29 protein-coding genes are annotated in these 26,247 nt (G+C 72.0%); 13 read left to right on the forward strand and 16 right to left on the reverse strand.

The window, feature by feature from the left end:
* Positions 1–9: 9 nt before the first annotated feature.
* Complete coding sequence (locus CWOE_RS10250; RefSeq protein WP_012933534.1) at positions 10–648, reverse strand: TetR/AcrR family transcriptional regulator; 639 nt, start codon at positions 646–648, stop codon at positions 10–12.
* A 65-nt stretch (positions 649–713) separates the two neighbouring features.
* Here CWOE_RS10250 and CWOE_RS10255 point away from each other — a divergent pair, with 65 nt between their 5' ends.
* Genes CWOE_RS10255 through CWOE_RS10275 form a run of 5 tightly spaced genes read left to right on the forward strand, consistent with a single transcriptional unit; the run spans position 714 to position 5,897 of the window.
* Positions 714–1,646: an amidohydrolase family protein gene (locus CWOE_RS10255; protein ID WP_160165499.1), complete on the forward strand. Its 933-nt coding sequence runs from the start codon at positions 714–716 to the stop codon at positions 1,644–1,646.
* Between the two features lie 17 nt (positions 1,647–1,663).
* Positions 1,664–2,416, forward strand: coding sequence for an SDR family NAD(P)-dependent oxidoreductase (locus tag CWOE_RS10260; RefSeq protein ID WP_012933536.1), 753 nt, complete (start codon positions 1,664–1,666; stop codon positions 2,414–2,416).
* Positions 2,417–2,420: 4 nt separating this feature from the next.
* Positions 2,421–4,028: an AMP-binding protein gene (locus tag CWOE_RS10265; RefSeq protein ID WP_012933537.1), complete on the forward strand. Its 1,608-nt coding sequence runs from the start codon at positions 2,421–2,423 to the stop codon at positions 4,026–4,028.
* A 40-nt stretch (positions 4,029–4,068) separates the two neighbouring features.
* Positions 4,069–5,064, forward strand: a complete 996-nt coding sequence (locus tag CWOE_RS10270; protein WP_012933538.1) for an amidohydrolase family protein — start codon at positions 4,069–4,071, stop codon at positions 5,062–5,064.
* Entirely contained in the window at positions 5,061–5,897 is an 837-nt protein-coding gene (locus CWOE_RS10275) for an SDR family NAD(P)-dependent oxidoreductase (protein WP_012933539.1), read from the forward strand. Before CWOE_RS10270 ends, CWOE_RS10275 begins: the two co-directional genes overlap by 4 nt.
* Before the next feature lie 18 nt (positions 5,898–5,915).
* Here CWOE_RS10275 and CWOE_RS30560 read toward each other — a convergent pair whose 3' ends face one another.
* Positions 5,916–6,542, reverse strand: a complete 627-nt coding sequence (locus CWOE_RS30560) for a TetR/AcrR family transcriptional regulator (RefSeq protein ID WP_012933540.1) — start codon at positions 6,540–6,542, stop codon at positions 5,916–5,918.
* Positions 6,543–6,752: 210 nt separating this feature from the next.
* On the opposite strand from CWOE_RS30560, the gene CWOE_RS10285 reads away from it, so the two are divergent.
* Entirely contained in the window at positions 6,753–7,940 is a 1,188-nt protein-coding gene (locus tag CWOE_RS10285; protein ID WP_012933541.1) for a thiolase family protein, read from the forward strand.
* A gap of 71 nt (positions 7,941–8,011) precedes the next feature.
* Here CWOE_RS10285 and CWOE_RS10290 read toward each other — a convergent pair whose 3' ends face one another.
* A complete protein-coding gene (locus CWOE_RS10290; RefSeq protein WP_012933542.1) occupies positions 8,012–9,388 on the reverse strand; it encodes a flavin monoamine oxidase family protein in 1,377 nt (458 codons plus the stop codon).
* A 53-nt stretch (positions 9,389–9,441) separates the two neighbouring features.
* On the opposite strand from CWOE_RS10290, the gene CWOE_RS10295 reads away from it, so the two are divergent.
* Both CWOE_RS10295 and CWOE_RS10300 read left to right on the forward strand, forming a co-directional pair.
* Complete coding sequence (locus tag CWOE_RS10295) at positions 9,442–11,025, forward strand: AMP-binding protein (RefSeq protein WP_012933543.1); 1,584 nt, start codon at positions 9,442–9,444, stop codon at positions 11,023–11,025.
* The gene (locus CWOE_RS10300; RefSeq protein WP_012933544.1) at positions 11,022–11,432 is read left to right on the forward strand and encodes a cupin domain-containing protein; all 411 of its coding nucleotides are present in this window, start codon (positions 11,022–11,024) and stop codon (positions 11,430–11,432) included. The genes CWOE_RS10295 and CWOE_RS10300 overlap by 4 nt, the downstream gene beginning before the upstream one ends.
* Before the next feature lie 218 nt (positions 11,433–11,650).
* Here the strand turns inward: CWOE_RS10300 and CWOE_RS10305 are convergent, their stop codons facing one another.
* Positions 11,651–12,436 carry a SigB/SigF/SigG family RNA polymerase sigma factor gene (locus CWOE_RS10305; RefSeq protein ID WP_012933545.1) on the reverse strand — a complete coding sequence of 262 codons (786 nt, stop codon included), beginning with the start codon at positions 12,434–12,436 and terminating at the stop codon, positions 11,651–11,653.
* A gap of 249 nt (positions 12,437–12,685) precedes the next feature.
* Here CWOE_RS10305 and CWOE_RS33845 point away from each other — a divergent pair, with 249 nt between their 5' ends.
* Complete coding sequence (locus CWOE_RS33845; protein ID WP_012933546.1) at positions 12,686–13,126, forward strand: CDGSH iron-sulfur domain-containing protein; 441 nt, start codon at positions 12,686–12,688, stop codon at positions 13,124–13,126.
* Between the two features lie 20 nt (positions 13,127–13,146).
* Here the strand turns inward: CWOE_RS33845 and CWOE_RS10315 are convergent, their stop codons facing one another.
* Positions 13,147–14,190 carry an iron-containing redox enzyme family protein gene (locus tag CWOE_RS10315; RefSeq protein ID WP_012933547.1) on the reverse strand — a complete coding sequence of 348 codons (1,044 nt, stop codon included), beginning with the start codon at positions 14,188–14,190 and terminating at the stop codon, positions 13,147–13,149.
* Between the two features lie 96 nt (positions 14,191–14,286).
* Here CWOE_RS10315 and CWOE_RS10320 point away from each other — a divergent pair, with 96 nt between their 5' ends.
* A complete protein-coding gene (locus CWOE_RS10320) occupies positions 14,287–15,423 on the forward strand; it encodes a carboxylate-amine ligase (protein WP_012933548.1) in 1,137 nt (378 codons plus the stop codon).
* A gap of 51 nt (positions 15,424–15,474) precedes the next feature.
* On the opposite strand, the gene CWOE_RS30565 is transcribed toward CWOE_RS10320, so the two are convergent.
* The 8 genes from CWOE_RS30565 to CWOE_RS31980 all read right to left on the reverse strand — a co-directional run bounded on the left by CWOE_RS30565 (position 15,475) and on the right by CWOE_RS31980 (position 21,360).
* Entirely contained in the window at positions 15,475–15,987 is a 513-nt protein-coding gene (locus tag CWOE_RS30565) for a DUF3618 domain-containing protein (RefSeq protein ID WP_012933549.1), read from the reverse strand.
* Positions 15,951–16,364 carry a phage holin family protein gene (locus tag CWOE_RS10330; protein ID WP_012933550.1) on the reverse strand — a complete coding sequence of 138 codons (414 nt, stop codon included), beginning with the start codon at positions 16,362–16,364 and terminating at the stop codon, positions 15,951–15,953. The genes CWOE_RS30565 and CWOE_RS10330 overlap by 37 nt, the downstream gene beginning before the upstream one ends.
* 12 nt (positions 16,365–16,376) lie before the next feature.
* Positions 16,377–16,925, reverse strand: coding sequence for a hypothetical protein (locus tag CWOE_RS10335; protein WP_012933551.1), 549 nt, complete (start codon positions 16,923–16,925; stop codon positions 16,377–16,379).
* Positions 16,926–17,043: 118 nt separating this feature from the next.
* A complete protein-coding gene (locus CWOE_RS10340) occupies positions 17,044–17,922 on the reverse strand; it encodes a YihY/virulence factor BrkB family protein (protein WP_201447183.1) in 879 nt (292 codons plus the stop codon).
* 133 nt (positions 17,923–18,055) lie between these two features.
* The gene (locus tag CWOE_RS10345; RefSeq protein WP_041730358.1) at positions 18,056–18,310 is read right to left on the reverse strand and encodes a hypothetical protein; all 255 of its coding nucleotides are present in this window, start codon (positions 18,308–18,310) and stop codon (positions 18,056–18,058) included.
* Between the two features lie 103 nt (positions 18,311–18,413).
* Entirely contained in the window at positions 18,414–19,952 is a 1,539-nt protein-coding gene (locus CWOE_RS10350) for an FAD-dependent oxidoreductase (protein WP_012933553.1), read from the reverse strand.
* Between the two features lie 28 nt (positions 19,953–19,980).
* Entirely contained in the window at positions 19,981–20,391 is a 411-nt protein-coding gene (locus CWOE_RS10355; RefSeq protein ID WP_012933554.1) for a hypothetical protein, read from the reverse strand.
* Positions 20,392–20,496: 105 nt separating this feature from the next.
* A complete protein-coding gene (locus tag CWOE_RS31980; RefSeq protein ID WP_012933555.1) occupies positions 20,497–21,360 on the reverse strand; it encodes an LLM class flavin-dependent oxidoreductase in 864 nt (287 codons plus the stop codon).
* Positions 21,361–21,437: 77 nt separating this feature from the next.
* Here CWOE_RS31980 and CWOE_RS10365 point away from each other — a divergent pair, with 77 nt between their 5' ends.
* Positions 21,438–21,692 (forward strand): hypothetical protein, encoded by a 255-nt coding sequence (locus CWOE_RS10365; protein WP_012933556.1) that lies wholly within the window; start codon positions 21,438–21,440, stop codon positions 21,690–21,692.
* 7 nt (positions 21,693–21,699) lie between these two features.
* On the opposite strand, the gene CWOE_RS10370 is transcribed toward CWOE_RS10365, so the two are convergent.
* Both CWOE_RS10370 and CWOE_RS10375 read right to left on the reverse strand, forming a co-directional pair.
* Positions 21,700–22,206: a DUF2294 domain-containing protein gene (locus CWOE_RS10370; protein ID WP_012933557.1), complete on the reverse strand. Its 507-nt coding sequence runs from the start codon at positions 22,204–22,206 to the stop codon at positions 21,700–21,702.
* Between the two features lie 377 nt (positions 22,207–22,583).
* Positions 22,584–23,165, reverse strand: coding sequence for a TetR family transcriptional regulator (locus tag CWOE_RS10375; protein ID WP_012933558.1), 582 nt, complete (start codon positions 23,163–23,165; stop codon positions 22,584–22,586).
* A gap of 146 nt (positions 23,166–23,311) precedes the next feature.
* Here CWOE_RS10375 and CWOE_RS10380 point away from each other — a divergent pair, with 146 nt between their 5' ends.
* Together CWOE_RS10380 and CWOE_RS10385 are read left to right on the forward strand one after the other, a co-directional pair.
* A complete protein-coding gene (locus CWOE_RS10380; protein ID WP_012933559.1) occupies positions 23,312–24,268 on the forward strand; it encodes an SDR family NAD(P)-dependent oxidoreductase in 957 nt (318 codons plus the stop codon).
* Positions 24,269–24,323: 55 nt separating this feature from the next.
* Entirely contained in the window at positions 24,324–25,022 is a 699-nt protein-coding gene (locus CWOE_RS10385; protein ID WP_012933560.1) for an alcohol dehydrogenase catalytic domain-containing protein, read from the forward strand.
* Between the two features lie 103 nt (positions 25,023–25,125).
* On the opposite strand, the gene CWOE_RS10390 is transcribed toward CWOE_RS10385, so the two are convergent.
* The gene (locus CWOE_RS10390; RefSeq protein WP_012933561.1) at positions 25,126–25,434 is read right to left on the reverse strand and encodes a hypothetical protein; all 309 of its coding nucleotides are present in this window, start codon (positions 25,432–25,434) and stop codon (positions 25,126–25,128) included.
* Positions 25,435–26,247: the final 813 nt, after the last annotated feature.

Here is a 26,247-nt window from a genome sequence, read left to right on the forward strand (position 1 = left end):
GAGCCGCGGTCAGCGATGACGGATCACGCCCACCATCTGAAGCGCGAGCGCGCCGTGGACGTCGGCGAGCTGCTCGGCGTCGAGCAGCGAGTCGGGAACGGACAGCTCGGTCGGGCGCAGCGCCAGGTTGGCCACCGCGGTCGTGGCGAGCTTGGCCGCGTCGGTGCCGTCGTGCGCCGGAAGCCGGAACACGCCCTGGCGGATGCCCTCGTCGAGCACGCGCTCGAGTCGCAGCCGCAGCTGCCGGCGGCGGGCGATCACCAGCCGGCGGCGCTCGTCGGGCAGGTGGACGTACTCGAAGGCGGCGACGATCGACTCGGCGCGATGGCGCGCGTAGAACAGCGTCGAGGAGCGGGCGCCGGCGAAGAACTGGCCGGCCGGGTCGGCGGGAGCCTGCGCGAGCGCCCGTTCGAGGAACGCGGTGCCCGCTGTCGTGACGCGGTCGATCAGCGTGTAGAGGACCTCTTCCTTGGAGTCGAAGTGGTTGTACAGCGCGCCGGGCGTGCGCCCGCAGGCGATCGTGATCTCGCGCACCGACGTGGCACGGAAGCCCTGGCGGAAGAAGAGGTCCAGCGCGGCCGCGAGCAGGCGCTCGCGCGTGTCGCCCGCGGCGCCGTCGGCGAGATGGGTCGGTGTACGAGCGCTCATTGGCCGGATTCTCCAGGTCGCATGCGTCGGCGATGAGCATATCTATGAACGTACATTTGCCAATCGTGGATGTGTGCGCGACCTCGATGGGCCCCGAGGGCTGGAAGGGGATGCTCGGCGGGCTGCACGCGGAGGCGCCTGCCTTTCTGCACGCGCTCGGCGGCGCCTACGCGCTGGCCGCGGGCTTGGCGCCCGCCGAGCTGCGGGCGCAGCTGCGGAGCGACCCGTCCGCCGCGATCGAGCGGCTGGCGCGTGCGCTGGGCACGGACGTCGACGCGGATGCGGAGGAGCTGCGCGCCGGCGGCGTGCGACGGGCGGTCGTCCACGGATCGACGTTCCCGCTGCCCGGCGGCGGCACGGTCAACGACCACGTCGCCGCGCGCGCCGCGCGCCATCCCGACCTGATCGATGGCTGGGCCGGGGTCGACCTCCGCGACGCGGCCGCGGCGGTGGCCGAGATCGACCGCTGCGCCGCGCTCGGGATGCGCGGCGTCACGGTGATCCCGTTCCTCGCCGCGGTCGACGCGGAGTCCGCGGCCTGCCGTGCGGTCTACGAGCACGCGGCCGCGCGCGGGCTGCCGGTGTGGCTGCACTGCGGGTTCCATCCGGTCGGCGGGCGTGCGATGACGACGCCCGAGCAGCTGGACCGGATCGCCGCGGCCCATCCGCGGCTGGCGCTCGTCGCGGGCCACGGCGGCTGGCCGTGGGTCGGCGAGCTGGTCGCGGTGCTGATGCGCCATCCGAACGTCTACCTCGACACCTCGGCGCACGACCCGGCGCGGATGGCCGCGCCCGGCTCAGGCTGGGAGCCGCTGCTGCACGGGCTCGCGGGACCGCTGCGACGGCAGGTCGTCTTCGGCAGCGCCGCGCTCGTGCACGGACGCGGTTGGCGCGACTTCGCCGGCGGCGTGCCGGCGCTCGGGCTGCCCGACGCGCTCGCGGCGGCGTGGCTGTACGGAAACGCCGCGCGCCTGCTGGATCTGAAGGGCAACGACTGATGAGAGGACGGAACCGGATGGGGCTTTCAGGACTGAACGGGCGGCGGGCGCTGGTGACCGGCGCCGGCCGCGGCATCGGCGCGGCGATCGCGCGGCGGCTGGCGCAGGAGGGCGTCGCCGTCGCGGTCAACGACGTCGAGCCCGAGCGCGTCGAGACGATGGTGCAGGAGCTGACCGCGGCGGGCCACGCGGCCGTCGCGGCGGTCGCTGACGTCAGCAGACCCGACGCGGCAGAGACGCTCGTCGCCGACGTGACGGCGGCGCTGGGCGGGCTGGAGATCCTCGTCAACAACGCCGGGACCGGCATGCGCGGGTCGATCGCCGAGCACACGCCGGAGGAGTGGCGTCGCGTCCTGGGCGTGAACCTCGACGGTCCCTTCTGGCTCTCCCGCGCCGCGCTCCCGGTGCTTGCGGGGACACCGGGCGCCGCGATCGTCAACATCGCCTCGGTCGCCGTGATCGGCTTCTTCGGGCAGGTCGCCTACGACGCGTCGAAGGGCGGGCTGCTGACGCTGACCCGCTCGCTCGCCGTCGAGTGCGGCCGCAAGGGGATCCGCGCGAACACCGTCTGCCCCGGCTTCATCGAGACCGAGCTGGTGACCGAGGAGCTGAAGCGGATCGGCGAGAAGACCGTCGCGGCGCTGCCGCTCGGGCGCTGGGGCACGGCCGAGGACATCGCCGGCACCGTCGCGTGGCTCACCTGCGACGACGCCGCCTACGTGACCGGCCAGTCGCTGATGGTCGACGGCGGCTGGGTCCGGGGGGTGTAGCGCCGTGCCGGCGACCGTCGAGGACCGTGCGCTGCCCGCGCGCGAGGAGTGCGTCCTGCCGCTCGTGCTCGAGCGGCGCGCCGCTCGCGAGCCCGACCGCGTCTTCGCGGCATGCGAGGACGGGACGACCTGGACCTATGCCGAGACGCAGCGGCAGGTGTCGCGGACGGCGCGCGCGCTGCGCGCCGCCGGCGTGCGGGCCGGCGACGTCGTGCTCTCGTGGCAGCCGAACGGGCTCGACGCGCTGCGCACCTGGCTCGCCATCAACCGGCTGGGAGCGGTCTACGCGCCGTTGAACGTCGCCTACCGCGGCCTCGTGCTCGCGCACGTGATCGAGAACGCGGGCGCGCGCCTGATGATCGCTCACGCGGACCTCGTCCCGCTGCTCGACGCGATCGAGACCGCGCAGCTGGAGCGCGTGCTGACGGTCGACCAGCTCGACGCGGCGGGAGAGCAGGCCGCGGCCGACGGCTCCGAAGAGCTGGACGCGTGCCCCGGCGAGCCGTGGGACACGTACGGCATCCTCTACACGTCGGGAACGACCGGGCCGAGCAAGGGCGTGCTCTGCTCCTACGCGCACCTGTGGTCGACGTCGACCGCGGCGGTCGCGGGCACGCTGGACCACACCGACCGCTACATGGTCAACCTGCCGCTGTTCCACGGCGGCGGCACGATCGGCGTCGCGGTCGCGTTGATCCTCGGCGGCTCGATCTCGCTCGTCGAGGGCTTCCGCACGGCGACCTTCTGGGACGTCGTGCGCCGCACCGAGACGACGGCGATGACGCTGCTGGGCGTGATGGCGTCGTTCCTCAACGCCCAGCCGCCGAGCGCCGAGGACCGCCGGCACCCGCTCAGACGCGTCTTCATGATCCCGTTGAGCGAGGACCCGCACGCGTTCACCGAGCGGTTCGGCGTCGCCGTCCACACGCTCTACAACATGACCGAGACGAGCGTGCCGCTGATCGCGGCCGCGCCGTCGCCGCCGCTGGGGTCGTGCGGGCGCCCACGGCCCGGTGTCGACATCCGCCTGGTCGACGACCGCGATCGCGAGGTCGCGCCTGGCGAGGTCGGCGAGCTGATCGTCCGCACCGATCGGCCGTGGGCGATGACACACGGGTACAACGGGATGGACGAGGCGACGGCCGCCGCGTGGCGCAACGGCTGGTTCCACACCGGCGACGCCTTCCGCCAGGACGCCGACGGCGACTACTACTTCGTCGACCGCATCAAGGACGCGATGCGCCGGCGCGGCGAGAACATCTCCTCGTTCGAGGTCGAGGCGGCCGTGCTGGCGCACCCTGGCGTGCGGGAGGCGGCGGCGGTCGCCGTCGCGAGCGAGCACGGCGAGGACGAGGTGCTGATCGTCGTCTCGCCGGCGCCGCACGCGACCGTCGACCCGGCGGCGTTGCTCGACCACTGCATCGAGGCGCTGCCGCACTTCATGGTGCCGCGCTACGTGCGCGTCGTCGAGGAGCTGCCGAAGACGCCGACGAACAAGGTGCGCAAGCACGTGCTGCGGGAGGAGGGCCTCGCGCCCGGCACGTGGGACCGCGCGGCGCACGGCATCGAGGTCCGCGGGATCCGGCTCGCGTCGCGACGGAGGGGGTCGTGATGGATGAGCGTTCACACAACGAGGATGGGTGTCAGATCGCATGAGCGCACCAGCGCAGCAGCAGCACGAGCAGTCGCTCGTCGACATGGCGGGGGTCGTCCTGGACGAGGCGTGCTGGGAGGCGTACCTGCTCGGCTTCGCCCGTGACGTGCCGAACTACCTGCACGTCTTCGGCGAGCGCATGACCGCGATGGCCGGCGTCGACCGGCGCGAGTTCCGGCGCGCGGTCGTACGCGACCCAGAGGCGGCGGTCGGCCTCCTGATCGACTCGGGCGCCTTCGCGCTCGACATCGACGCGCACGTCGCCGACCTCGAGCGCCAGGGCGTCCGGCGCCAGGTGATGCTCGGCGGGATGGTCCCCCTGCGTGACGGCGGCAGCTTCAACGGCCGCGTCGCGGAGTTCGCCCAGCGCCACCCTGAGCGTCTGGAGGCGTGGGCGGGCCTGGACTTCCGCGACCCCGACGCCGCGCTCGCGGAGCTGCGCACGTGCGTGCTGGAGCGCGGCATGCGCGGCGCGGGGATCGCGCACTTCCTCGACGGCTCGGATCCGCTCGCGCCGGGGAGCCACGCCGTCTACGCGGAGGCGGCGCGCCTCGGCGTGCCGTTCTGGATCCACGCCGGCCACAACCTCTCCGGCACGCGGCCCGTCGACTTCTGCACCTGGCGCCACCTCGACGCGATCGCCCGCGCGCACCCCGACCTCGTCGTGATCGCCGGGCACGGCGGCTGGCCGTGGGTCTTGGAGACCGTGGCGATCTGCCAGCGCCACCCGAACGTCTACCTCGAGTTCTCCACCCACCGCGCCCCGCACATGGCGGTGCCGGGCTCGGGCTGGGAGCCGCTGCTGGCGCACGGCCGGGCGACGATCCGCCACAAGGTGCTGTTCGGCAGCGTGACGTGGGCGCACGGCCTGTCCGTGCGCGAGCTGGCTGACGAGGTCGTCGCGCTCGACCTCGGCGAGCGCGTGACTGCGATGTGGCTGCACGACAACGGCGCGCGGCTGCTCGACCTGACCAGACGAGAGGTGACGGCATGAGTGCTCCGGCGAACGACATGGTGGCGTGCGTGACCGGCGGCGCCGGCGGCATCGGATCGGCGACCGCCGCGCGGCTCGCGCGCGGCGGGTACACCGTCCTGATCGCCGATCGCGATCGCGAGGGCGCCGAGGCGGTGGCGCGCGAGCTGGTCGCCGCGGGAGGACGGGCCGAGGCGGTCGAGCTCGACCAGACCGACGAGGCGTCGGTCGACGCGCTGGCGATGACGCTGCGCGAGCGCTACGGCCGCGTCGACGCGCTCTTCGCCAACGCCGGGATCGGGCGCGCGGTCGACTTCCTCGAGATGCCGGTGTCGCTGTGGCGCAAGACGATCGACGTCAACCTCACCGGGACGTTCCACGTGATGCAGGCGGTCGCCCGGATCATGGCCGAGACCGAGCGGCCGGGCGCGATCGTCGCCACGGCCTCGACGGGCGCGGAGGGGCCGGCGGCGATGATGTCGGCCTACTGCACGTCGAAGGCGGCGGTCTCGATGCTCGTGCGCAGCGCCGCGCTCGAGCTGGGGCGCTACAGGATCCGCGTCAACGCGGTGCTGCCCGGCGTCGTCGAGACCGAGATGACGAGCGTGCTGGTCTCCGCAGCGCGCGAGCGCATCGAGCGAGACACGCCGCTGGGGCGCGTCGGCCGCCCCGACGACGTCGCCGAGCTGGTCGCCTTCCTGCTCAGCCCGGCCGCGTCGTACATGACCGGGTCGTCGGTGGTGGTCGACGGCGGTATCCTGCAGGTCGCGGGCGGGCGCTGGTTCGGCGCCGACAACCGCGTCTTCGGGGATCCGTTCGTGCCGATGCCGGAGTTCGCCGCCGGCGGCGCCTGAAGCGGCGTCTGAAGCGACTCAGCCGGGCGCCGAGCCGCCGACCATCTGCAGCGCGAGCTGCGCGTGGAACTCGGCGAGGCGCACGTCGCTCATGCGCGGGAACGGGCCGAACTGCTCGGTCGGGCGCAGCGTCAGGTTGGCGATCGCCGTCGCGGCGAGCTTGCCGGCGTTGGCGCCTCTCGCCTCGGGCAGGCGGAAGACGCCGTCTCTGACGCCGGCGTCGATGATCCGCTCCAGGCCGATCCGCTGCTGACGGCGGCGCGCGATCACTCTCTCGCGCTGTTCGTCGGGCAGGTGGATGTACTGGAAGCTGGCGACAAGGCTCGCCGCGCGGTGGCGCGTGTGGTAGAGCGTCGAGGAGCGGGCGAGCGCGAGCAGTTGGCTCGCCGGGTCCTTCGGCGCCTCCTCCAGCGCGGCTTCGACGAGTCCGCTGCCCTCGGCCGTCGTGCGCTCGATGATCGTGTAGAGCAGGTCTTCCTTGGAGGGGAAGTGGTTGTAGAGCGCGCCGGGCGTGACGTTGCACGCGACCGTCACCTCGCGCACCGACGTGCCCGGGAACCCCTGCCGGAAGAACAGCTCGAGCGCGGCGGCGAGCAACGCCTCGCGCATGCCTCTGCCGGCTGGATCGTCGACGGTGACGGACACCGTGCTCCGGCTTCGACGTGCCACTGCTGACTCACGCTCCACGGTCGGGGACTCGATCGGACGGGCGGGACGCGCCCACCGGACGCGGGAGCCTAGCAGTCGATTTCCAGTGAGCGCTCATTTGCCTGAGCGTGTCGTCGCGGCCTTCGGCATGGTAAATGAACGCTCGTTATGCTGGCAGGGCAACGGTATCTATCGAGGAGGTCTCAGGTGTCAGCTGCGTATGTCGTCGACGTGGCGCGAACCCCGTTCGCGCGGGGCAAGGCGGGAGGCGCGCTCGCGGGCGTGCACCCGGTCAGCCTGCTGGCGGGCTGCCTGCGGTCGCTCGTGGACCGGGTCGGTCTGGATCCGGCCGAGATCGACGACGCCTACGTCGGCTGCGTCTCGCAGGTCGGCGAGCAGTCGCTGAACGTCGGGCGCGCCGCCGTGCTGGCGGCCGGCCTGCCCGAGCAGCTGCCGGCGACGACGATCGACCGCCAGTGCGGCTCCAGCATGCAGGCGCTGGCGTTCGCCGTGCACGCGATCGGCGCCGGCGCGGCCGACGTCGTGCTGGTCGGCGGCGTCGAGTCGATGAGCCGGGTGCCGCTGTGGTCCTCGACGCTCGGCGCAGACCCCTATGGCCCGGAGGTCGCGCGGCGCCATCCGGGCGGGCTGATCGAGCAGGGGATCGCGGCCGAGCTGACCGCGGTCAGATGGGGCATCGAGCGCGCCGAGCTGGACGCCTACGCGCGCGAGTCGCACAGCCGCGCGCGGCGCGCGTGGGACGACGGCGTCCTGGACGCCCAGGTGACGCCGCTGGAGGCATCGGACGGGACGCGCGTCGCGCGCGACGAGACGGTCCGCGCCGCGGCCGAGTTGGAGCGGCTCGACGAGCTGCGCCCGGCGTTCCGCAACGAGGAGGCGCAGGCGCGCTTCCCGCAGATCGACTGGCGCGTGACCGCCGGCAGCTCCTCGCCGCTGACCGACGGCGCGGCCGCGGCCCTGATCGTGAGCGAGCGCGCGCTGAGATCGCTCGGGCTGACCCCGCTGGCGCGCGTCCACGCGACGGCGGTGGCGGCGGAGCACCCGATCGACCGCATGCTGATGGCGGTCGTGCCGGCGACGCTGCGCGTGCTCGAACGCGCCGGCCTGTCGCTGGAGGAGATCGACGCGTTCGAGGTCAACGAGGCGTTCGCGTGCGTCCCGCTCGCGTGGCAGCGCGAGCTGGGCGTCGACGCCGAGCGGCTCAACCCGCTGGGCGGAGCGATCGCCTACGGTCATCCGCTCGGCGCGTCGGGCGTGCGGCTGCTCGGCTCGGCGATCGCGGCGCTGCGGCAGCGCGACGGCCGCTACGGGTTGCAGGTGATCTGCGAGGCCGGTGGGATGGCCAACGCGACGATCATCGAGCGGATGAGCTGAGCTACGCGCGTCGGCCGCGACGCCGCGCGGCGCGCCGGCGCGCCGCCCGCGCGGCGGCTCGTCCGGCCGGCTCAGCGCAGCGCGAGCACCTCGCCGGCCGCGCGCTCGCCGGCCTGCACCGCGCCGTTCATCCATCCGGTCCAGCGCGTGGCGGTCTCGGTCCCGGCCCAGTGGACGCGCTCGAAGGGCGCGAGGAGCGCGTCGCCGATCTCGGTGAATCGGCCGGGGACGACCGCGCCCTCGCAGCCGAAGACGAACGGCTCGCGCGACCAGTCGGTCTCCTGGTACTCGATCGGCTCGAGCGCGCGCGGGCCGAAGAAGCGCGCGAGCAGGTCGAGCGACGCCGCGCGCCGAACGGCCGGGTCGGCGTGGAACGCGGGCGGGTTGCCGTAGCGCTCGTGCTCGTCGAAGACGAAGCTGACGACCGTGAGCGCACCGAACGAGCCGTCCGGCGGCGAGGAGTCGAGGCAGCCCTGGAACGGGCCGTCGTCGATGCTGGCCGAGCCCGACAGCCCGTCCGCACGCCAGAACGGCTCGTCGTAGATCACGTTCGCCTTCACCAGCGGTCCGGGCTCCCACGAGTGCCCGAGCAGCTCGCGAGCGGCCGGGAGCGCGGGCGTGAAGTCGACCGATCGGCAGCCGATCCCGTTCAGCGCGACGATGACGTGCGCGGCGTCGATCGCGACGCCGCCCGCGTGCACCGTCACGCCGTCGCCGCGCGACTGGTCGATCGCCGTCACTGGCGATCCGAGCAGGACGCGGTCCCCGAGGCGCTCGGCGATCGTCTCGGCCAGTCGCTGGGAGCCGCCGGCGAAGCGGAATGTCTCGCGCTGGTCGGCGAGCATCGCGGCGACGCCGCCGCACGTCGCCATCGCGTGCAGCGCGTAGAGCAGCGAGACGCGCGCCGGCGGCGTCGCCGTCCAGCCGCTGATCATCCCGTCGAACTGGGCGCGGGCGGTCGGGTCGACGATCCGCTCGTCGCGCCACGCGGCGAGGCTGATCCGGTCCAGCCGCGCGGCGTCGGGGTGGCTCCATGAGGCGTCCGGCGGCAGGCTCGCGACCAGCTCGTCGAACGCTCGCACCGCCGTCTTCAACTGTGCGTGCGCGACGGGGTCGACGCGCGGTCCGGCTCCGGCGAAGACGTGCCGCTCGCCGCCCAGGATTGCGACGCTGTCGCCCGACTTGTGCATCGGGAAGAGGTCGAGGCTGAGCCGCTCGATCAGACCGCAGATATCCCGCTGGCTCTCGCAGACGTACATCGCGCCGCCTTCCACGACGGCGCCGTTGCGCAGCGTCCGGTTCCAGGTGCGGCCGCCGACGCGGTCCGCCGCCTCGACGACGAGCAGCGACTCGACGCCGTGCGCGAGCAGCCGCTCGGCCGCCGCCAGGCCGGAGACGCCGGCGCCGACGACGACGACGTCCGCGGCCGGAAATGAGGGTTGTGGCACGGCACCTCTCTCTCTATGGTGAATAAACGACCATACATGAGGAGATCCGCCCGATGACGTCCGAGCACGACATTCCCGACCCCGACGAGTGCGTCTTTCCCCGCCTTCTGCGGCGACACGCGCTCGCGACGCCGGACGCGCCGTTCGTCCTCTTCGCGGACGGGTCGAGCTGGAGCTACGCCGACGCCTGGCAGGAGACGCTGCGCGCCGCCTCCGGGCTGCGCGCGCTCGGCGTCCGGCGCGGCGACCGCGTGATGGCGTGGCTGCCGAACGGACCGGACATCCTGCGCACCTGGTTCGGCGCCAACCAGCTCGGAGCCGTCTTCTCGCCGATCAACACGGCGTTCCGCGGGCGCGTGCTGGAGCACGTCGTGGGCAAGACCGACCCACACCTGATCGTGGCGCACGCCGACCTGGTGGGACGCCTCGACGGGATCGCGTCGCCGCCCGCCGCGCAGGTCGTGACGATCGCTCCGGGCGAGCCCGGTCCCTGGCCGGCGGAGCCCGACGGCGACGAGGCGCTCGCGGAGTGCCCGGCAGAGCCCTGGGACCCCTACGCGATCATCTACACGTCCGGCACCACCGGCCCGTCGAAGGGCGTCGTGTCCTCCTACGTGCACGGCTGGGCGAGCGTGATGCCGACCGCGCGCATGTTCGACGCGAGCGCCCGCTCGCTGACGAGCCTGCCGCTGTTCCATGCCGGCGCGACGCTCGACGTGATCGCCGCGCTGGCGCTCGGCAGCTCGCTGGCACTCGTCGACGGCTTCGACACCGCGTCGTTCTGGGACGTCGTCGAGCGCTCGCAGGCCACCGTCTGCACCCTGCTGGGCGTGATGCTCAGCTTCCTCGTCAAGGCTCCGCCGGACGAGCGTGAGCGGGGCGCGTCGCTGAAGGCCGTCTTCGCGGTGCCGCTGACCGAGGACGCCGCCGTCTTCGCCGAGCGCTTCGGCTGCGACGTCTACACGGCGTTCAACATGACCGAGGTCAGCACGCCGCTGCTGACGGGCAGCAACCCGACCGCGCTCGGGACCTGCGGGCGCCCGCGCGAAGGCGTCGAGGTGCGCGTCGTCGACGAGCACGACCAGGAGGTCGCGACCGGCGAGGTGGGCGAGCTGATCGTGCGCGCCGACATGCCGTGGTCGATGAACAGCGGCTACTGGCGCGAGCCGGAGGCGACGGCGCGCGCGTGGCGCAACGGCTGGTTCCACACCGGCGACGCCTTCCACGTCGACGCCGACGGCGACTACTACTTCGTCGACCGCGTCAAGGACGCCATCCGGCGGCGCGGCGAGAACATCTCCTCGTTCGAGGTCGAGGCGGAGATCCTGTCCCATCCCGCCGTCCGCGAGGCGGCGGTGGTCGCGGTCTCCAGCGAGCACAGCGAGGACGACGTCCTGGCGGTGCTTGCGCCGCAGGCCGGCGGGCAGATCGATCCACTGCAGCTGATCGAGTACCTGGCAGCGCGCATGCCGCACTTCATGGTGCCGCGCTACGTGCGCGTGCTCGACGAGCTGCCCAAGACGCTGACGAACAAGGTCCAGAAGCAGGAGCTGCGCGCCGCCGGCGTCACGGACGACACGTGGGACCGCGAAGCGGCCGGCATCCGCCTGCGGCGCGAGCGGCTCGGGCAGGCGTGACGCCAGGCGTGCAGCTGATCGCCGACGCGCCCGAGTCGTACGCCGAGGCGCTGCCGGGCTGCCGGATGTCGCGCGTCATCGGCGCGAGCGCAGTTGCCGGCCTCGACGGCGGCTTCATGCGCTTCGACGCCGACACCGACCTGGGCTCGTGGCGGCTGACCTACGACGAGGTCGTCTACGTGACGCGGGGCGAGCTGACCGTCGTGCCGGAGGATCCAGCGGGCGACGCGGTTGTGGCTGCGGCGGGATCGGCCGTCGCGATCGTGTCCGGGACGACGGTCCGCTACCGCGGGCGAGCCGGCACGCATGCCCTGTATGTCCTGACCCCGCGCGGCGCCATGCCGCGGAGCACGAAGCGCGTCCCGCGGGATGGCGCGGCGAGACGCTCTGATTCAACGTCGGCATGACGCGCGTCACTTGGGCTATGCGGCTCACCGCGGGACCTCGCCCTTCGACTGGTGGCATCGCAACCTGCGGAGGCGGATTCGCCGTCAGCTGAGACAGGGAGCGGCATGGCCGCCGATCCGACACGCGATCCCGCTCGCAGGCACGCGAGGACGCTGGCTCGCGCACGATGCTGGACGGTCGCGGACGTACCGGGCAGTAGCGCGACCGACGTGGGCGCCTACCCGGCGAGCGCGTCGAGCGCACGCCGCAGCAGACGGGACACCTGCATCTGAGAGCAGCCGATCCGCTGTGCGATCTCGTGCTGCGTCATGTCCTCGGCGAAGCGCAGGTAGAGGATCTCGCGGTCCCGCAGCGGCAGGGCGCGCAGTCTCGGCCCGATCGTCGTCCGGTGCTCGGCGAGGGCGAAGCCGTACTCGTCGCAGCCGAGCGTGTCGCCGATCGTCGCGCTGCCGTCGTCCTGGCCGGGCACAGGGCGGTCCAGCGATGAGGCTGCTTTCGCGGTCGTTGCGTGGAGCGCTTCGGTGATCTGCTCGTCGTCGAGCCCTGTCGCGGCCGAGAGCTCGTGGATCGTGGGTGAGCGTCCTGGCCGCTCGCTCAACTCGGTCATCGCGTGGCGCAGCCGGAGGGCGTCTTCCTGGACTCTGCGCGGGACGTGGACCGACCAGGTCGTGTCGCGGAAGTGGCGGCGCAGCTCGCCTGTGATGGTCGGGATCGCGAACGATGCGAAGCGGGGTCCGGCGTCGGGGTCGAAGCGATCGATCGCCTTCACGAGGCCGACGCAGGCGACCTGCACCAGGTCGTCGAGCGGCTCGGGCCCGGGGTGGTAGCGGCGGGCGAGCTTGTGCACCAGTGGCATGAACGACTCGATCGCGCGCGTGCGGCAGCGCGGATCGCCGGTCTCGCGGTAGCGGCGGATCAGATCCTCAGTGCGGATGGCGCTGCCGCGGGGCTTCGCGGAACGGCGGGGTGCGGACAGCGACGGTGCGGTCGGAGCAGCGATCATGGGGCGATCCTCGGCGTTGGCTTCCTATGGACCGCCGCCGGAGCCTGCCCGAGTGAACGAACCCGCCCTTGCCGCGTGGTGAAACAAGACGAGTGGAGCCGAAAGACCCGAAATGACGCTCGCCTTCTCCGTCAGAGTACCCGACCGCGTCAAGACACAGTCCTGGCGGATTCGCTCTGAGCTGAGCAGCTGAACTCGCCGCGTTCGTCGCGTTGCGTGAAGCGCAGGCGCCGCGGGTAGCGCAGGCGCATGTCTTCGATCACCACGGCGATCGAGCTGCTGCCGCTCGGACTGCGCCATCACGTCTCGGCCGAGGTCGGGGAGGCGCTCGTGCGGGCGGGCGAGGCCGCCCGCACCGCGGGCCGTGCCGAATTGACCGCCGGCGATCTGCTCGACGCTCTCACGGTGGTCATGGGAAGCGCGGCACCACCTGCGCGTGCGCCGTCGCCGGCGCGGGTGACACCGTATCGCGACGGTCCGTACCTCCTGCGTGGGAGATTCGAGCTGACCGATCAGGACGGCGAGCCGATCCCCTGCGCGCGCTCGACCGTGGCGCTCTGTCGCTGTGGGCGCTCGCAGATCCGCCCGTTCTGCGACGGCACGCACAAGCTCGTCGGCTTCAGAGCGGAGAGCGGGGCGGAGGCCGACGCGCCGCCGGAGGCCTCGTACCCGCCGGCCGATTCGGTCTGACGGGGCTCGGCTCGTCCGGCCTACGCGGTCGTGAGCGGGCGCAGCGAGCTGCTGCCGGCGTCCCAGGCCGTGAGCAGGTGATCGGCCCAGCGGGCTTCGATCGCCAGCAGCGCGCGTGCGCCGAGGACGATGTCGGCGGCGAGCTGTGGCTCGGCGACGGCGAGGCCGCCGGCGAGGTCCCAGGCGGCGATGTTCTCGTGCACGGCGTCGGCCGTGACGTGCTCGTCGAAGAAGTCCGTCGCGTCGCGGTCGCAACCGAGGCGGCGCAGCGCGTTGCCGTAGCGGCGGTTGGGCAGCGAGGAGGTCATCTCGAACGCTGCGAGGTGGCCGACGATCGCGCCGCGCAGGCGCCGGTGGAGCCCGCACAGGGACATCAGGTTGACGGTCGCGAGCGTGATCGCGGGGAGTCGTTCGAGGTGGGCGCCGTACGCGGCGTCGAGCCCGAGTGCGCGCATCGCCTTCGCGAAGAGGACGGCGTGGATGCGCTCGGCGTCTCCGCCGCCGTACTCGTCGGTCTGGATCTCGACCAGCGCCGCCTTCGGACCGCCGGCCAGGCGCGGGATCGCCCACGAGTGCGGGTCCGCCTCCTTGAGCTGGTAGGCCGAGCGGTGGATCAGGAACTCGCGCACCTGCTCGGCGTCCGCACCGGTCTCGATCCGCCGCGACAGCGGAGGGCCGTCGTCGGCGGCCGCAATCGTCTGCAGGGTCGCGCCGATCTGGGCCGGATCCACGTCGTCTACCGGTCCCGCGAGTCGGCGCACCGCCGCTTCGAACGGGCGCTCGAGCGTTGCGCGGAAGGCGAGCTGGCCGGGGTCCCATTCCCAGTCGGGGTCGACGCCGGCGATGTCGCTGTAGTGCAGCTCGTAGCTGACGTAGAGCGTGAGCTGCAGGTCGTCGTCGACGAGCGGGTCGCCGGCCGCTGCGAGCGATGTGGCAGCAGGGAGGCCCAGCAGCGTCCCGGGTGGTTGGCGGAGAGTGGTGAAGAGGCGCTCGCTCAGCGGGCCGCGCGGCGCCGGAAGCTCGATCGCGCGGGGGCCGGTGGGGCGTGTGACGGTCGTCGCCATGCCCACATAGCTGCACGCGATCTCGCGGCTTCAAACGACCCCGGCCACCGCGCCGAGACGGTTGGAAGCGACCGCCACGGGTCAGTCTGGGGCGAGATGACAACGACCGAGCCCCCGATCCTCCCCGATGCCGGCGAGCTGCGCCGGCGCTTCGACGCCACGGGCGGCCTCACCGTCGGCGTCGAGGAGGAGCTGATGCTGCTGGACCCGGCGACGCTCGCCCTCGCGCCGATGGCCGGTGAGCTGCTGCAGCGACTCGGCGGCGACACGCGCTTCAAGCCCGAGCTGCCCGCAGCCCAGGTCGAGATCTCCACGGCCGCTGCGGCGTCAGTCGCCGACGCCGTCGCGCAGCTTGCCGCCGCGCGCCGCGATCTCGCGGCAGCGGCCGGCGGGCTGGTGCTGCCGGCAGCCGCCGGCGTCCATCCCTTCAGCGGCGCTGAGGGAGCGCTGAACCGCGGTGGCCGGTATGACGTGTTGCAGGCGGAGTACGGGCCGATCGCTCGGCGGCAGCTCGTCGCCGGCCTGCAGGTGCATGTCGCGGTCGGCGGCGCCGACCGCACGCTCGCGGTCTACAACGCCTTGCGCGCGTACCTGCCGGAGCTGGCGGCGCTGGCCGCCAACGCACCGTTCCACTGCGGACGCGACAGCGGCCTCGCGTCGGTGCGCCCGACGATCTCCGAGCAGCTGCCGCGCCAAGGCGTGCCGCCGCGGCTGGAGAGCTGGGATCAGTTCGCCGCGGAGCTGCGCTGGGGCGCGCTCGCCGGGTCGGTGCCGGAGCCGCGGATGTGGTGGTGGGAGCTGCGTCCGCACGCGACGTTCGGCACGATCGAGCTGCGGGTGCCGGACGCTCAGACGTCGGTCGGTGAGGCGGCTGGAGTGATCGCGTTCGCGCAGGCACTCGTCGCGACGCTCGCCGAGCGTCACGACGCCCGCGAGGCGCTGCTCGACGCACCGACGTGGCGGATCGAGGAGAACCGCTGGTCGGCGCTGCGCCACGGGCTCGACGGCACGCTCGCCGACCTTGTCACGGGGGAGCGCGTTCCGACACGAGACCGGCTCGGCGAGCTGGTCGCCGCGGTCGCTCCGGAGGCGGAGCGTCTCGGTTGCGCCGACGCGCTCACAGCGACGCGTGCGGCGATCGTCGCCAACGGCGCCGTCCGGCAGCGGGAGGTCGCGCGCGATCGCGGCGTCGACGGGCTCGTGCGCTGGCTGACCGAACGGTTCTGCGCCTGACACGTTCCTCCAGGGCAGGCCGGGGGAGCCGGCCTGCCCTGGACGGGATCGTCAGCTCCGGCCCGTGACTGCGCCGGCGTTGTCGCGTGCGCTGTCGGCGAGCTGCTGGCCGTGGTCGTGCGCTTCGTCCTTGACGGTCTCGGCCGCGCTCTGCGCGACCTGCTTGCCGTGCTCGAGCGCCTCTTGGCCGGTCTGCTTGACCTGTTCCTTGACCTGATCGGCCATCGGTCCGAGCTTCTCGTCCTCGACGCGCGAGCTGGGGATGAGCATGCCGGCGAGGAAGCCGAGCGCAGCGGCGCCGACCGCGAGCCCGAGTGGGTTCTCCTGTGCGACACCGACGGCGCGTCCGGCCTGCTGCTTGACCTGCTGACCGTCGGGAGTGGCGTCGCTGACCTTGTCGGTCGCAACGCCGAGTCGTTCCTTCACGGTGTCGACCTTTCCGGAGATGTTCTCCTTGGTGCGGGTCTTGACGTCGGCCTTGTAGCCGAGCGCGTCGATCGTCTCGCCCATCCGCTCGCGGGTCTGTTCTACCTCGTGGCGGATCGCGTCCGGGTCTTGGCCCATTCGACGTCCTCCTTCACAGTCTCGATCGTCTGTTCCGGCACCGGCGGCGCCGCTTCCTTGACCTCGTCGCGCCCGCGCATCGCGAGCAGCCCGGCGATCGCGCCGTAGACGAGTGCGACGATCAGCGCCGCGAGCCACACGTGATCCAGCGCGGTGGCGAGCAGCGCGATCACGCACGCCGTCAGCGCGCCGAGCGCGAGCAGCGCGAGGACGCCGGCGGCGCCGAACATGCCGGCGCCCTTCCCGGCCAGCTTGACCTTCTCGCTCAGCTCCGCCTTGGCCAGCTCGATCTCTTGCCGCACGAGCGTGTTCGTCTCGGCGGCGAGCTCGCGCACGAGCTCGCCGATCGACTCGTCGCGGCGATCATGACCTTCCATCGTCGGCCTCCTCTAGCTCGTGCCGCTCGGCACGGACGGCGGGGAGAGCGGAGCGCCCGGGACCGGCGCCGGATCGGCGGGCGCGGCGGGCGCGGTGTCGCCGCCGGCCGGCGAGGCGATCCGCCGCGGCGGCTCGAAGTCGCCTCCGGCGCGGCGCTCGTAGCGCGAGCGGCTCGACGCCTTCAGGAAGCGCGACGCCGCGAAGCCGGCGACGAGACCGATCCCGACGACCGCGAGCGGCTGTCTGCGAGCGAAATCCTCGACGTCGTGGAGGATCCGGTCCGCGTCCGACTCGCTGAGATAGCTGCCGACCTGCTCGGCACGCCCGGCAATCTGCTCGGCAGCCTTTGCGGGACCGTCCTGTCCTTCTTCTCTGAGTCGCTCGGCCGTCGAGCGCAGCGCGTGGGCACTCGAGCTGACCTGCTCGCCGACCTGCGTGGAACGCTGGTCGACCTGATCCTGGAGACGGGATCTCGCCACCTCCGCAGCCTGTTGGGCCTTCTCCTGCACCTGCTCCCTGGCGCCCTGGGCGTCGACGGTGCTCTGGCTTTCGGTTGCCATCGCGACTCCTTCCGGAATGTGGACTGAGGAACGCTTCCGGTCGGGGGGCTGGGACCGCGAATCCGAGCTACCCAGGGATGCCGATCGCAAGCGGCGAGGCGAGCGATGGGACGCCGGGTCAGGTCGTTCTTCTGCGCTTGGGCTCGTCGCGTGCGTCGAGCTGCAGCTCCTTCTCCGCGCCGGGAACGCCGGCCTCGAGCTCGCGGCTGCGTTCACGCTCGGAGTTCAGCTCCATGCCGAGCAGCAGTGCGACGTTCGTGATCCAGAACCAGACGAGCAGGACGACGATGCCGCCGAGGGTCCCGTAGGTCTTGTCGTAGGAGCCGAAGTTGGCGACGTAGAAGGCGAACAGCGCTGACGCGATCAGCCACACGACGATCGCCAGCAGCGCGCCGGGCGTGACCCACCTGAAGCCGGGCAGCTTCACGTTCGGGCTGACGTGGTAGAGCACGGCGAACATCAGCACGACGACGGCGAGCATCACCGGCCACTTCGCGAACTCCCAGACCGTCACCGCCGTCGAGCCGATCCCGATCGAGTCCGCGACGGTCTCGACCACCGGCCCGGTCATCACGAGCGCCAGCGCCACGAGCGCGAGCATGACCACCATCGCCAGCGTGACAAGCAGCTGGAGCGGTCTCAGCTTCCAGAACGGTCGTCCCTCGGGCGTCTCGTAGACGATGTTGGCGGCGCGGGTGAACGCGCCGACGTAGCCCGACGCCGACCAGATCGCCGCGCCGAGCCCGACGAAGAACAGCACCCCGGCGGCGCCGCGGTTGGAGGTGATCGATCTGATCGGGCCTTCGAACGTGTCCGCCGCCGAGCTGGGACCGAGTCTCGTGACGATGTCGGTCAGAGATCTCGTCGTCGACTGCGGATCGCCGAACAAACCGAGGATCGAGACGAGCGCGATCAGCGCCGGGAAGAGCGACAGCAGGCCGTAGTAGGTCAGCGCCGCCGCCCAGTCAGACATGTTGTCCTCGCTGTACTCACGCACGGTGCGCTTGAGCGTCGCGAACAGTCCCGTTCCTGTGTCGGTGCCCGTGGGGGCATAGTCTGCGCGGCGTCCGATGCCGCGACGGTGGGGAACGTCTCCGGTGCTCATGAGTCTCCTTCCGAGAGCGTTTGGCTCACGCGACTTCGCCGGTCGGCTTCTTCGGCAGGCCTGCCGCGACGCGCAGTCTCGCCGCGATCTCGGCGATCTCCTCCGGCGCGACGTCGGGCGCGAAGACCGCCGGCTGTGCTGGCAGGTCGCGCGGCAGCGCGCCTTCGGGGAACGGCTCCTCGGCGGCGCCGTTCGGATCGGGATCGGAGGGGGCGGCAGCTCGTGCGCCTGGCTCTGCCGGCGAGGTCGTCGCGCACGTCGTGGGTGCCGTGCCAGGCAACAGCCTTCATCGATGATTCGCTTTCCTTCGGTGACGACGGTGTGTCGCGAGCCTTGCGCTACCCGCCACGGCCCATTCGAATCCGCGTGCGCAGACGCGGCGACTATCGCGGTGGGTCGCGTCGCTGCAGCGGCGCGACGGCCGGTCCGGCGAGGACGTTGCCGTCGGGGTCGAAGCGGGAGCCGTGGCAGGGGCAGTCCCAGCTGCGCTCGGCGTCGTTCCAGTGCGTGAGGCAGCCGAGGTGGGTGCAGCGCAGCGAGACGGCGTGCAGCCTGCCGGCGTCGTCGCGGTGGACGCCGACCTTGCCGAGGCCGGCGCGGACGACGCGCGCCTCGCCGACCGGCACGTCGTCGGAGGACGATGCCTCTGCCGGGGCGAGGCGGTCGCCGAGCAGGTGCGTTCCGACGCGCAGCTGCGCTCTCGCCAGCTGCGGCGCCGCTCGCACGGTGACGCGGTTGGGATCGAGCAGCTTCGCGTAGGGGGTGTCGCGTCCGGCGATCAGGTCGGCGACGACGTGTGCGCCGACGGTGCCGTTGGTCATGCCCCACTTCTGGTGCCCGGCGTTGACGTAGAGACCGCGGGCGCGCGGGTGGTAGGGGCCGGCGTACGGCAGTTTGTCGAGCGGCGCGCCGTCCTGGGTCGACCAGCGGTAGGAGATCTCGGCGACGTCGAAGTGCTCGCGGGCGAAGCACTCCAGCGCTTCGTAGCGCGCCGTGCTCGCCTCGTCCGCGCCGGTGGTGTGGCCCTCCCCGCCGACCAGCACCCAGCGCTCGCCGTGCTCGTCGACGTATGGCCGGATGGAGCGTGTCGGCTCGCCGGCGCTGATCGCCATCGACCCTGGCAGCGCACCGCCGTCGTTGAGGCGCGCCGCGACGAGGTAGGAGCGGACCGCCTCGGTGCGGGCGAAGAAGAGGCCGCGGTCGAGCAGCGGGTAGTTCGTGCAGACGACGACGGCGCCGGCGGTGACCGTGTGGCCGTCGTCGGTCGTCGCCGTGCACGGCGAACCCTCATGCACGCGCACGACGGCGCTCTGCTCGAAGACGTGGCAGTCCTCGCCCGGGATCAGCGCGGCAAGCGCGTGCAGATAGCGGACTGGGTGGAACTGCGCCTGCCCGCCGAGCCGGACGGCGGCCCGCACCGCAAACGGCAGCGGCACCGGCACGTCCGCGTCGAGCAGCTCTACCTCGAGGCCGGCGGCGCGCGCGGCGTCGGCGGTACGCCGCACCGCGTCGACCTCGTCCTCGCTCGCGGCGTAGGTGACGTCGGGCAGCCGCTCCCACGCGCAGTCGATCGCCCGCTCCTGGACCGTCCGCTCCATCCACGCGATCGCCTCCAGCGAGACGCGCGCGTATGCCGCGGTCGCCTCGTCGCCGTGGAGACTGCGGATCTGTGCCAGCTTCGTCTGCTGCAAAGCGCTCGCCTTCGCGGTCGTGAAACCGCTGGCGCCCCCCGCGACCGCGCCGCGCTCCAGCACGACGACGCGCGCCCCGTCCTGCTTGCACAGCAGCGCCGTCGTGAGGCCCGAGATGCCGCCGCCGATCACGGCGACATCGGCATCCAGGTCCTCGGTCAGACGGGGGAAGCCGCTGCTCGCCATGCGCGCCGGCCCGGCCGCCAGCCAGATCGGAACGTGGCGCGTCATTCGCCCGTCCGGTGAGGGACCGGCGGTGCTAACGGTCTACGTCCCGCTCGCCGCGCATCCGCCCGATCGATTCGTCTTGTTCGCTGCTGCTCGTATCGGGATCGATCTCGCTCGCCCGCTCGCGATGCTCTTGTGCCAGCCGGCCCTCACGTTCCGCTGCTTGAGCGCGGTCGTCAGCGGTGACGCTCTCGAGTCTCGCGATCGCCGCCTTCTCTTCCGCCTCGCCCTGCGCTTGCTTGGCGCGCGCAGCCTGTCGGTCGGCGACAGTCTGCTCCCGCTGGGCGTTCAGCCCGTGGGCCTGTGCACGCTCGCGATGCTCGGCTGCCTGACCTCGCCGCAGCTGCCGGCTCCTTCTGCGCGAGTTCGCGCTGAGCAAGCCGGCCAGCACGATCAGCAGGACCGCCGCGACGACGATCACCACGATCACGGTCGTACTCATGACCCCTCCTGTCAGATCGGACAAGTGTGTGACGCGTGACATCGCACACCCGGAGCTGCCGGCCGCCGGCGATGCGCTACACCGGCCTCGCTCGGCGGTCGAAAGCTACCCGCAGGATGCGGCGACTATGCCGAAGCCGGCTCGCGGCGGCCGAGAGTGCGGCCGGGTCTGTTGTCGGCCTCGACGTCGGAAGCGCAGGTCGGTCGGGTGCTCGTCCATCTCGACGCGGGTTTGTCTGCGGTCGCGCTGCGTCAGGCGCAGCGTCACCCATGCGACCGTGAACGGCCGGGCCCCCACGCGCAGTCTCAGCGACTCGACGACCTCCGAGTGGTCGTTGAGGCGCAGCGGGCCGATCCCGACAGCGTGGTCGAAGGCGGTGCCTGGCTCGCGCAGCGCCGGCGAAGCGGCCGCCATCGGCGCGAACGCCGCGCAGCGGTCGTGGACGAAGCCGGGCAGCGTGACCTCGGCAGAGCGGGCGGCGCCACCGGGCTCGGCGGCGCGCTCGAACAGCGTCACGTCGAGCCGTGCTCGGCGAGGTGGATCGCCGCCACGAGCCCGTTGTGGCCCGCGCCGACGATTGTGACGCGCGTCATCGTATGCCGCACCGGCGGGGTCGCCAGACCGCGCTCTCTGCCTCTGGCATGGGATCGGCGGAACCTCGCGATCAGCTCGGGGCGTGAAGCGACCGTCGAGCAGCAGCGCGCTGGTGGCGGCCGCCTGCGCGACGATCGCGGGGTGGATCCGCATCGTGGGGCACGTCACGCCGGTGCCGAGCGGCAGGTCCGTCGCCTGCGCGATCGCGCCGACCATCGACCAGACGAACGGGCTATGGCCCTGGGCGTCGATCCAGGGGTGGTAGTGGTCGGAGATCCAGAGCCCGGCGAAGCCGGCCTGCTCGGCGCGGATCGCCTGCGCGACGAGGTCGCTGGGCCCGAACTCTTCGCTGGCGAGGACGTAGCCGATTCTCATGCAGCCAGCGCTACCCGCCCCGCCCAGCGGCTAACGGCGGGTTGTCGCGCCGCGATCGGCCACCGGCTGAACTCACGGTGCTCGACGTCGCAACGCTGGCCAGACGAGAGGGCGAGTCGGAGCAGCTGGAGCTGCTGCAGAGAATGAGCGCGGAGGCTTCCGACACGGCTGATCGCTGTCAGCAGGTGGCCGACACGCGCGACGGTCTCGAGACTGCGATCGCCGAGAAGGCACGCGAGACGAAGAGAAAGGTCGCGGAGTTCACTCTGACGTGCGTCGGCAGCCTCGGCGACTGTCGCGCGGTACCGCTCAACCGCGCAGCAGCCAGCTGAGCTGCGGTCACTGGACGTTCGGGTCGGTTCCGCGTTCGCCTGTCGCGGGCGTCCGTGACGGGCGGTCGAGTGCTGGGCCGTTGGTCGCCTGCCCGACCGGTTCGTCCTCGACCTGGCCCGCGGACGTCGCGTGGACGGCGGCCTGTGGCGCCGGCTCGTCGAACACGAACAGCTCCACGACGGTGTTCGGATCGAACATCACCTGGCTCTGGTACGTGACGACTCTGCGACCGGTCAGCTTCTCGACCGCCCCCACGAGCCGATCCGTCATCTCGTTCTCGAACTCCTGCCGGAACTGGCGCACCATGTCGGCCCGGCCGAACTCCAGCATCGTGCGCTCAGCCGTCGTCATCCCGTCCCGCATCACCACGACCAGCAGGTCGTCGAGCATGTACGACTTCGCGCTCGTCGGCCCGCGCCCGAAGTACTCCTTCATCATGCGCACCATCTCGTTGGAGATCCGCGACAGCAGCTCCGCACCCCTCGCCTCGCTCCCCTCACCGATGTCCGCCATAGCTCACCCCTACCCGCGTCGGCAGCGGCTGATCCCCGAGTGAACGCAAGGCCGCCGAACCCGCACGTACGGGCCAGCGTCCTCACGTCCCTGCGAGTGCCCGGCCGGGAAAACTCAATACCCTGAAAGCCGGCCCCTCGATAGCCACAGGTGCCCTCGGCCGCGATCGCGAAACCTGACCGTGGGCGCACTGGTGGCTCGACGCGCGGCCTACGGCGAATGACGCGCGAAGGCGGATGCCGGCCGGCTCAGCGACTGCCGCGCACACGCGCGAGTGCGAAGGACGTCTTGGGCACGTCGCCGGCCAGCGGGACGGCGGCGAGCGGACGGACCTCGTGCGCGGGGAGCGACGTGCGCTCAGGTGGACCGAGCAGTCGTTACGGGGCGGGGGTCGAGCTGGTCATGCGGCGGACGGCTTCGACGATTGCGGCGCGGTGGGTGGCGATGCGCTCGGGTGCGGTGGCGGGTGGTCCGTCTGCGGCGAGGAGTCCTTCCGGGCTCATGAACCAGCCGCGGACGAGGCCGATGATGATGACGATCAGGTCGGTCGCGGGGATCCCGTTGACCGATGTTCGCCGCTTGCCGCCGATCGCGGCGAGCTTGTCGGCGTAGAAGTCGGTTTCGTCGGGGCCGGCTGGGGGTCTTTCGAGCACGAGCCACATGCCCAGGCGCCATGCCTCGGGGTGTTCGAGCAGGTGGTCGAAGAGCTGGCCGGCGTAGCCGGGGAGGTCGTTGACGTCGAGTGGGACGGCCTCTGCGACTTGGCCGACGACGTGGTGCAGCGCGGTGGCGAAGAGCGTGTCCTTGTCGCCGAAGTAGGCGTAGATCGCTCGCTTGTTGGCGTTGGCGGTCTCGGCGATGCGGTCGACGCGGGCGCCGGCCAGGCCGTAGGCGGCGAATTCGTCGATCGCTGCGCTGAGGATGCGGGCTCGCGTCGCCGCCGCGTCGCGCACGGGCATGGCGTCGATCGTACCGAACGAACTGGTTGGGGGCAGACGGAGCTGAGCGGCGACGCGCCATGTAACGAACCAGTTCTTGACGAGCGAGGCCGGGTGGCTACAGTGCGAACTATCTGGTTCGTTCTCTATTGGTTGGAGCGTCGTCCGTGTCCCTGATCGTCACCCCGTTCGGCCCGCGGAGCACTGCCATGGAGGTTGTCGCGGGCGTTGATCTCAGCGGCCGTGCGGCGATCGTCACTGGCGCGTCGTCGGGCATCGGGCTCGAGACCGTCAGGGCGCTCGCGACTACGGGTGCGCGCGTGGTCCTCGCCGTCCGCGACGTGGAGGCGGGTGGGCGGGCCGCCGAGGAGATCGCCGCGAGCGTCGAGGGCGCGTGCCTGGAGGTGCGGGAGCTCGACCTGGCTGACGTGCGGTCCGTCGACCGGTTCGTCGCCGGATGGGACGGGCCGCTGCGCCTGCTGGTCAACAACGCGGGCGTGATGGAGTCGCCGTTGCGGCGCACGCCGCAGGGATGGGAGCTGCAATTTGCCACCAACCACCTGGGTCACTTCGCCCTCGCGGTCGGGCTGCACGACGCGCTGGCCGCCGACGGGGCCGCGCGGATCGTGTCGCTCAGCTCGAGTGGGCACGGCGCGTCCCCGGTCCACTTCGAGGACCTGTTCTTCGAGCGGCGGCCGTACGACCCGTCCCTGGCCTACGGTCAGTCGAAGACGGCGAACGTGCTGTTCGCCGTCGAGGCCAGCCGCCGCTGGGCGCCCGACGGCATCGCTGCCAACGCCGTGATGCCGGGCGGCATCTGGACCAGGTTGCAGCGTCACTGGGGCGAGGAGCGGTTACGGGCGACGCGAGCGGCGGTCGCCGCCGACGGCATCGCGGTCAAGTCGCCGCAGCAGGGCGCCGCCACGTCGGTGCTCGTGGCCACCTCGCCGCTGTTGGAGGGCATCGGCGGACGCTACTTCGAGGACTGCCGCGAAGCCGATCGCGTCGCGGCGATCACCGACGGCCTGCACGGCGTGCGCGACTACGCGCTGGACCCCGCGGCCGCCAGGCAGCTCTGGGACCACGCGCTCGACCTGCTGGGCGCGGCCCGGCGGGCCGGCTGATCGTGCGTCCGAGGCGACCACTCACCGACCACGACCACACCGTCAGGAGAATCACATGAAGCGCTGGCTCCTGCCCGCAGACGCCGCGGGCGTCGACGGGCTCGTCCGCGAGGACGACGCACCGCTCCCACAGCCGGGCCCAGGCGAGGTCCGTGTCCGCGTGCGCGCGGTCTCGATCAACTTCCGCGACCAGCTGATCCTCGCCGGCCCGTTCGGCCGGCTCCCCGGCCGGACGATCGTCCCCCTGTCGGACCTCGCCGGCGACGTCGACGCGCTCGGCGAGGGCGTCGAGGGATTCGCGCTCGGCGATGCGGTCACCAACGTGCACTTCGCCGACTGGGTGGACGGCACTCCACCGCCCGACGGCACCGGCCTCGGACTCGGCGCGCTTCATGAGGATGGCGTGCTGGCCGAGTACGTGGTCCTTCCGGCCGCGCGCCTGACGCCGGCGCCCGCGAACCTCGACGCCGCCGAGGCCGCGACCCTGCCGGTCGCCGGCGTGACCGCCTGGAACGCCCTGTTCGACACCGACGGCAAGCCGTTCGACCCCAACTCGCTGCTCGTGAAACAGGCCACGATCCGCGGCATCTCCGTCGGCAGCCACCGCATGCACCGCGACCTCGTCGGCTTCGTCGAAGCCCACGACCTCCACCCAAACATCGACCGCCGATTCGCCTTCGACGACGCCCCCGCTGCCTACCGAGCGCAGGTCGACCGCGACGTATTCGGAAAGATCCTGATCGACCTGTCCTGACAGGCGAGCGCCACCTGGGTGGTCCTCTGCCCGGTTGTGGACAGCCCGCGCAGCCAGCGGTCCGCCGGCGGCAGGCTGAACGCCGTTGCTCCCGCCTGGTTCGCTACTCGGACGTTGGCCTTGGCCCGAGCCGGCGAGCCAGGTCCTCCTCGTCGTAGCTCACTGTGATGCCGAATGCCTTCATCGCCACGACGAGCTCCGGCAGCGAGAGGTGGACGTCGGTCGAGCCGGCCTCCTGCCATCCCACGGGCACGGTGGTGTAGTCCTCGGACGGGTCGCGCGGCGCGGGCGCATCCTCCGGCAGCGTGAACGGGACCTTGGCGTATCCGATCTCCGAGCACATGATGGCGGACCCGTCGGTGTGCGTTCCGCATCTGTAGATGTGGACTTCCTCGATGAACTTGCCAGGCATCCAGCAGCTCCTCTCGTGTGCGTGGCGGGAATCGTCGAGTGTCGCATCTGCGATCCCAATGCACAACGAAACGGACTTTTGGGGCTATCGTGCCACGCGTCGTCGAGCGGGAGCCCTCGTCGCCGTCATCGCGGGGAGCCGCTGCGAGACGATCGCGTCGGCCTCGTCCATGATCAACTCGATCAGGTGGGCGACGGTGGGGACGTCGTGGATCAGACCTTGGGCGAGGCCGGTCGACCAGACGCCGTGGTCGGGGTCGCCCTGCTCGTAGACCTTGCGGCCACGCGTGCCCGCGACCAGGTCGCGGATGTCGGCGAAGGTCCCGCCGGCACGCTCGATCTCGACGACCTCGCGGCTGACGCGGTTGCCTGGAGGAGGGCGTGGTGTCTTCGGCGGCAGAGGCGAATGTCGCCGCAGAAGCCCCTGCTAGCGCGGGGGTCTCTTCGTTTCGGGGCGGTCGGAATCGCCCCCGATCGCCGGGGATATCTGCAACTAGCTGCACTTTCAGGGCGTCTGGCGGGATGGGCTTGGATTCGGCCGGATTCGTGTTGCTCGGCGCCCGGCGTCGAGCTACGTCCGGCCCGGTTTACGAGGTGGCCCCGGCGGTGCAGGAACACTCCGGGGCCTGGTGATCGCGAGCGCTCCACGGGGTCTTCGAGGGCGTCGCCGATCGCGTAGTCGCAGTTGCGGTAGGTCGTCGGGAACGCTCTCAGGCTTGACTCGCCTAACGCATTGTGCATAATGCACCACGACGGCGGATCGAGGAGAGGTCGCCGCCGATGTGGCCCGCTCGCGGACTCGTCTGCGAGCGCC

It is taken from the genome of Conexibacter woesei DSM 14684, assembly GCF_000025265.1.
GTDB classification, from domain to species: Bacteria; Actinomycetota; Thermoleophilia; order Solirubrobacterales; family Solirubrobacteraceae; genus Conexibacter; species Conexibacter woesei.

Excerpts from the sequence above, each read along its gene's own strand:
- CWOE_RS10385 (WP_012933560.1), top strand. The coding sequence starts at position 24,324 with ATGAAGCGCTGGCTCCTGCCCGCAGACGCCGCGGGCGTCGACGGGCTC.
- CWOE_RS10375 (WP_012933558.1), bottom strand. The coding sequence starts at position 23,165 with ATGCCCGTGCGCGACGCGGCGGCGACGCGAGCCCGCATCCTCAGCGCA.
- CWOE_RS10335 (WP_012933551.1), bottom strand. The coding sequence starts at position 16,925 with ATGGCAACCGAAAGCCAGAGCACCGTCGACGCCCAGGGCGCCAGGGAG.
- CWOE_RS10330 (WP_012933550.1), bottom strand. The coding sequence starts at position 16,364 with ATGGAAGGTCATGATCGCCGCGACGAGTCGATCGGCGAGCTCGTGCGC.
- CWOE_RS10275 (WP_012933539.1), top strand. The coding sequence starts at position 5,061 with ATGAGTGCTCCGGCGAACGACATGGTGGCGTGCGTGACCGGCGGCGCC.
- CWOE_RS10350 (WP_012933553.1), bottom strand. The coding sequence starts at position 19,952 with ATGACGCGCCACGTTCCGATCTGGCTGGCGGCCGGGCCGGCGCGCATG.
- CWOE_RS10355 (WP_012933554.1), bottom strand. The coding sequence starts at position 20,391 with ATGAGTACGACCGTGATCGTGGTGATCGTCGTCGCGGCGGTCCTGCTG.
- CWOE_RS10320 (WP_012933548.1), top strand. The coding sequence starts at position 14,287 with ATGACAACGACCGAGCCCCCGATCCTCCCCGATGCCGGCGAGCTGCGC.
- CWOE_RS10270 (WP_012933538.1), top strand. The coding sequence starts at position 4,069 with ATGAGCGCACCAGCGCAGCAGCAGCACGAGCAGTCGCTCGTCGACATG.
- CWOE_RS33845 (WP_012933546.1), top strand. The coding sequence starts at position 12,686 with ATGTCTTCGATCACCACGGCGATCGAGCTGCTGCCGCTCGGACTGCGC.
- CWOE_RS30565 (WP_012933549.1), bottom strand. The coding sequence starts at position 15,987 with ATGGGCCAAGACCCGGACGCGATCCGCCACGAGGTAGAACAGACCCGC.
- CWOE_RS10260 (WP_012933536.1), top strand. The coding sequence starts at position 1,664 with ATGGGGCTTTCAGGACTGAACGGGCGGCGGGCGCTGGTGACCGGCGCC.
- CWOE_RS10295 (WP_012933543.1), top strand. The coding sequence starts at position 9,442 with ATGACGTCCGAGCACGACATTCCCGACCCCGACGAGTGCGTCTTTCCC.
- CWOE_RS10305 (WP_012933545.1), bottom strand. The coding sequence starts at position 12,436 with ATGATCGCTGCTCCGACCGCACCGTCGCTGTCCGCACCCCGCCGTTCC.
- CWOE_RS10370 (WP_012933557.1), bottom strand. The coding sequence starts at position 22,206 with ATGGCGGACATCGGTGAGGGGAGCGAGGCGAGGGGTGCGGAGCTGCTG.
- CWOE_RS31980 (WP_012933555.1), bottom strand. The coding sequence starts at position 21,360 with ATGAGAATCGGCTACGTCCTCGCCAGCGAAGAGTTCGGGCCCAGCGAC.
- CWOE_RS10390 (WP_012933561.1), bottom strand. The coding sequence starts at position 25,434 with ATGCCTGGCAAGTTCATCGAGGAAGTCCACATCTACAGATGCGGAACG.
- CWOE_RS10250 (WP_012933534.1), bottom strand. The coding sequence starts at position 648 with ATGAGCGCTCGTACACCGACCCATCTCGCCGACGGCGCCGCGGGCGAC.
- CWOE_RS10315 (WP_012933547.1), bottom strand. The coding sequence starts at position 14,190 with ATGGCGACGACCGTCACACGCCCCACCGGCCCCCGCGCGATCGAGCTT.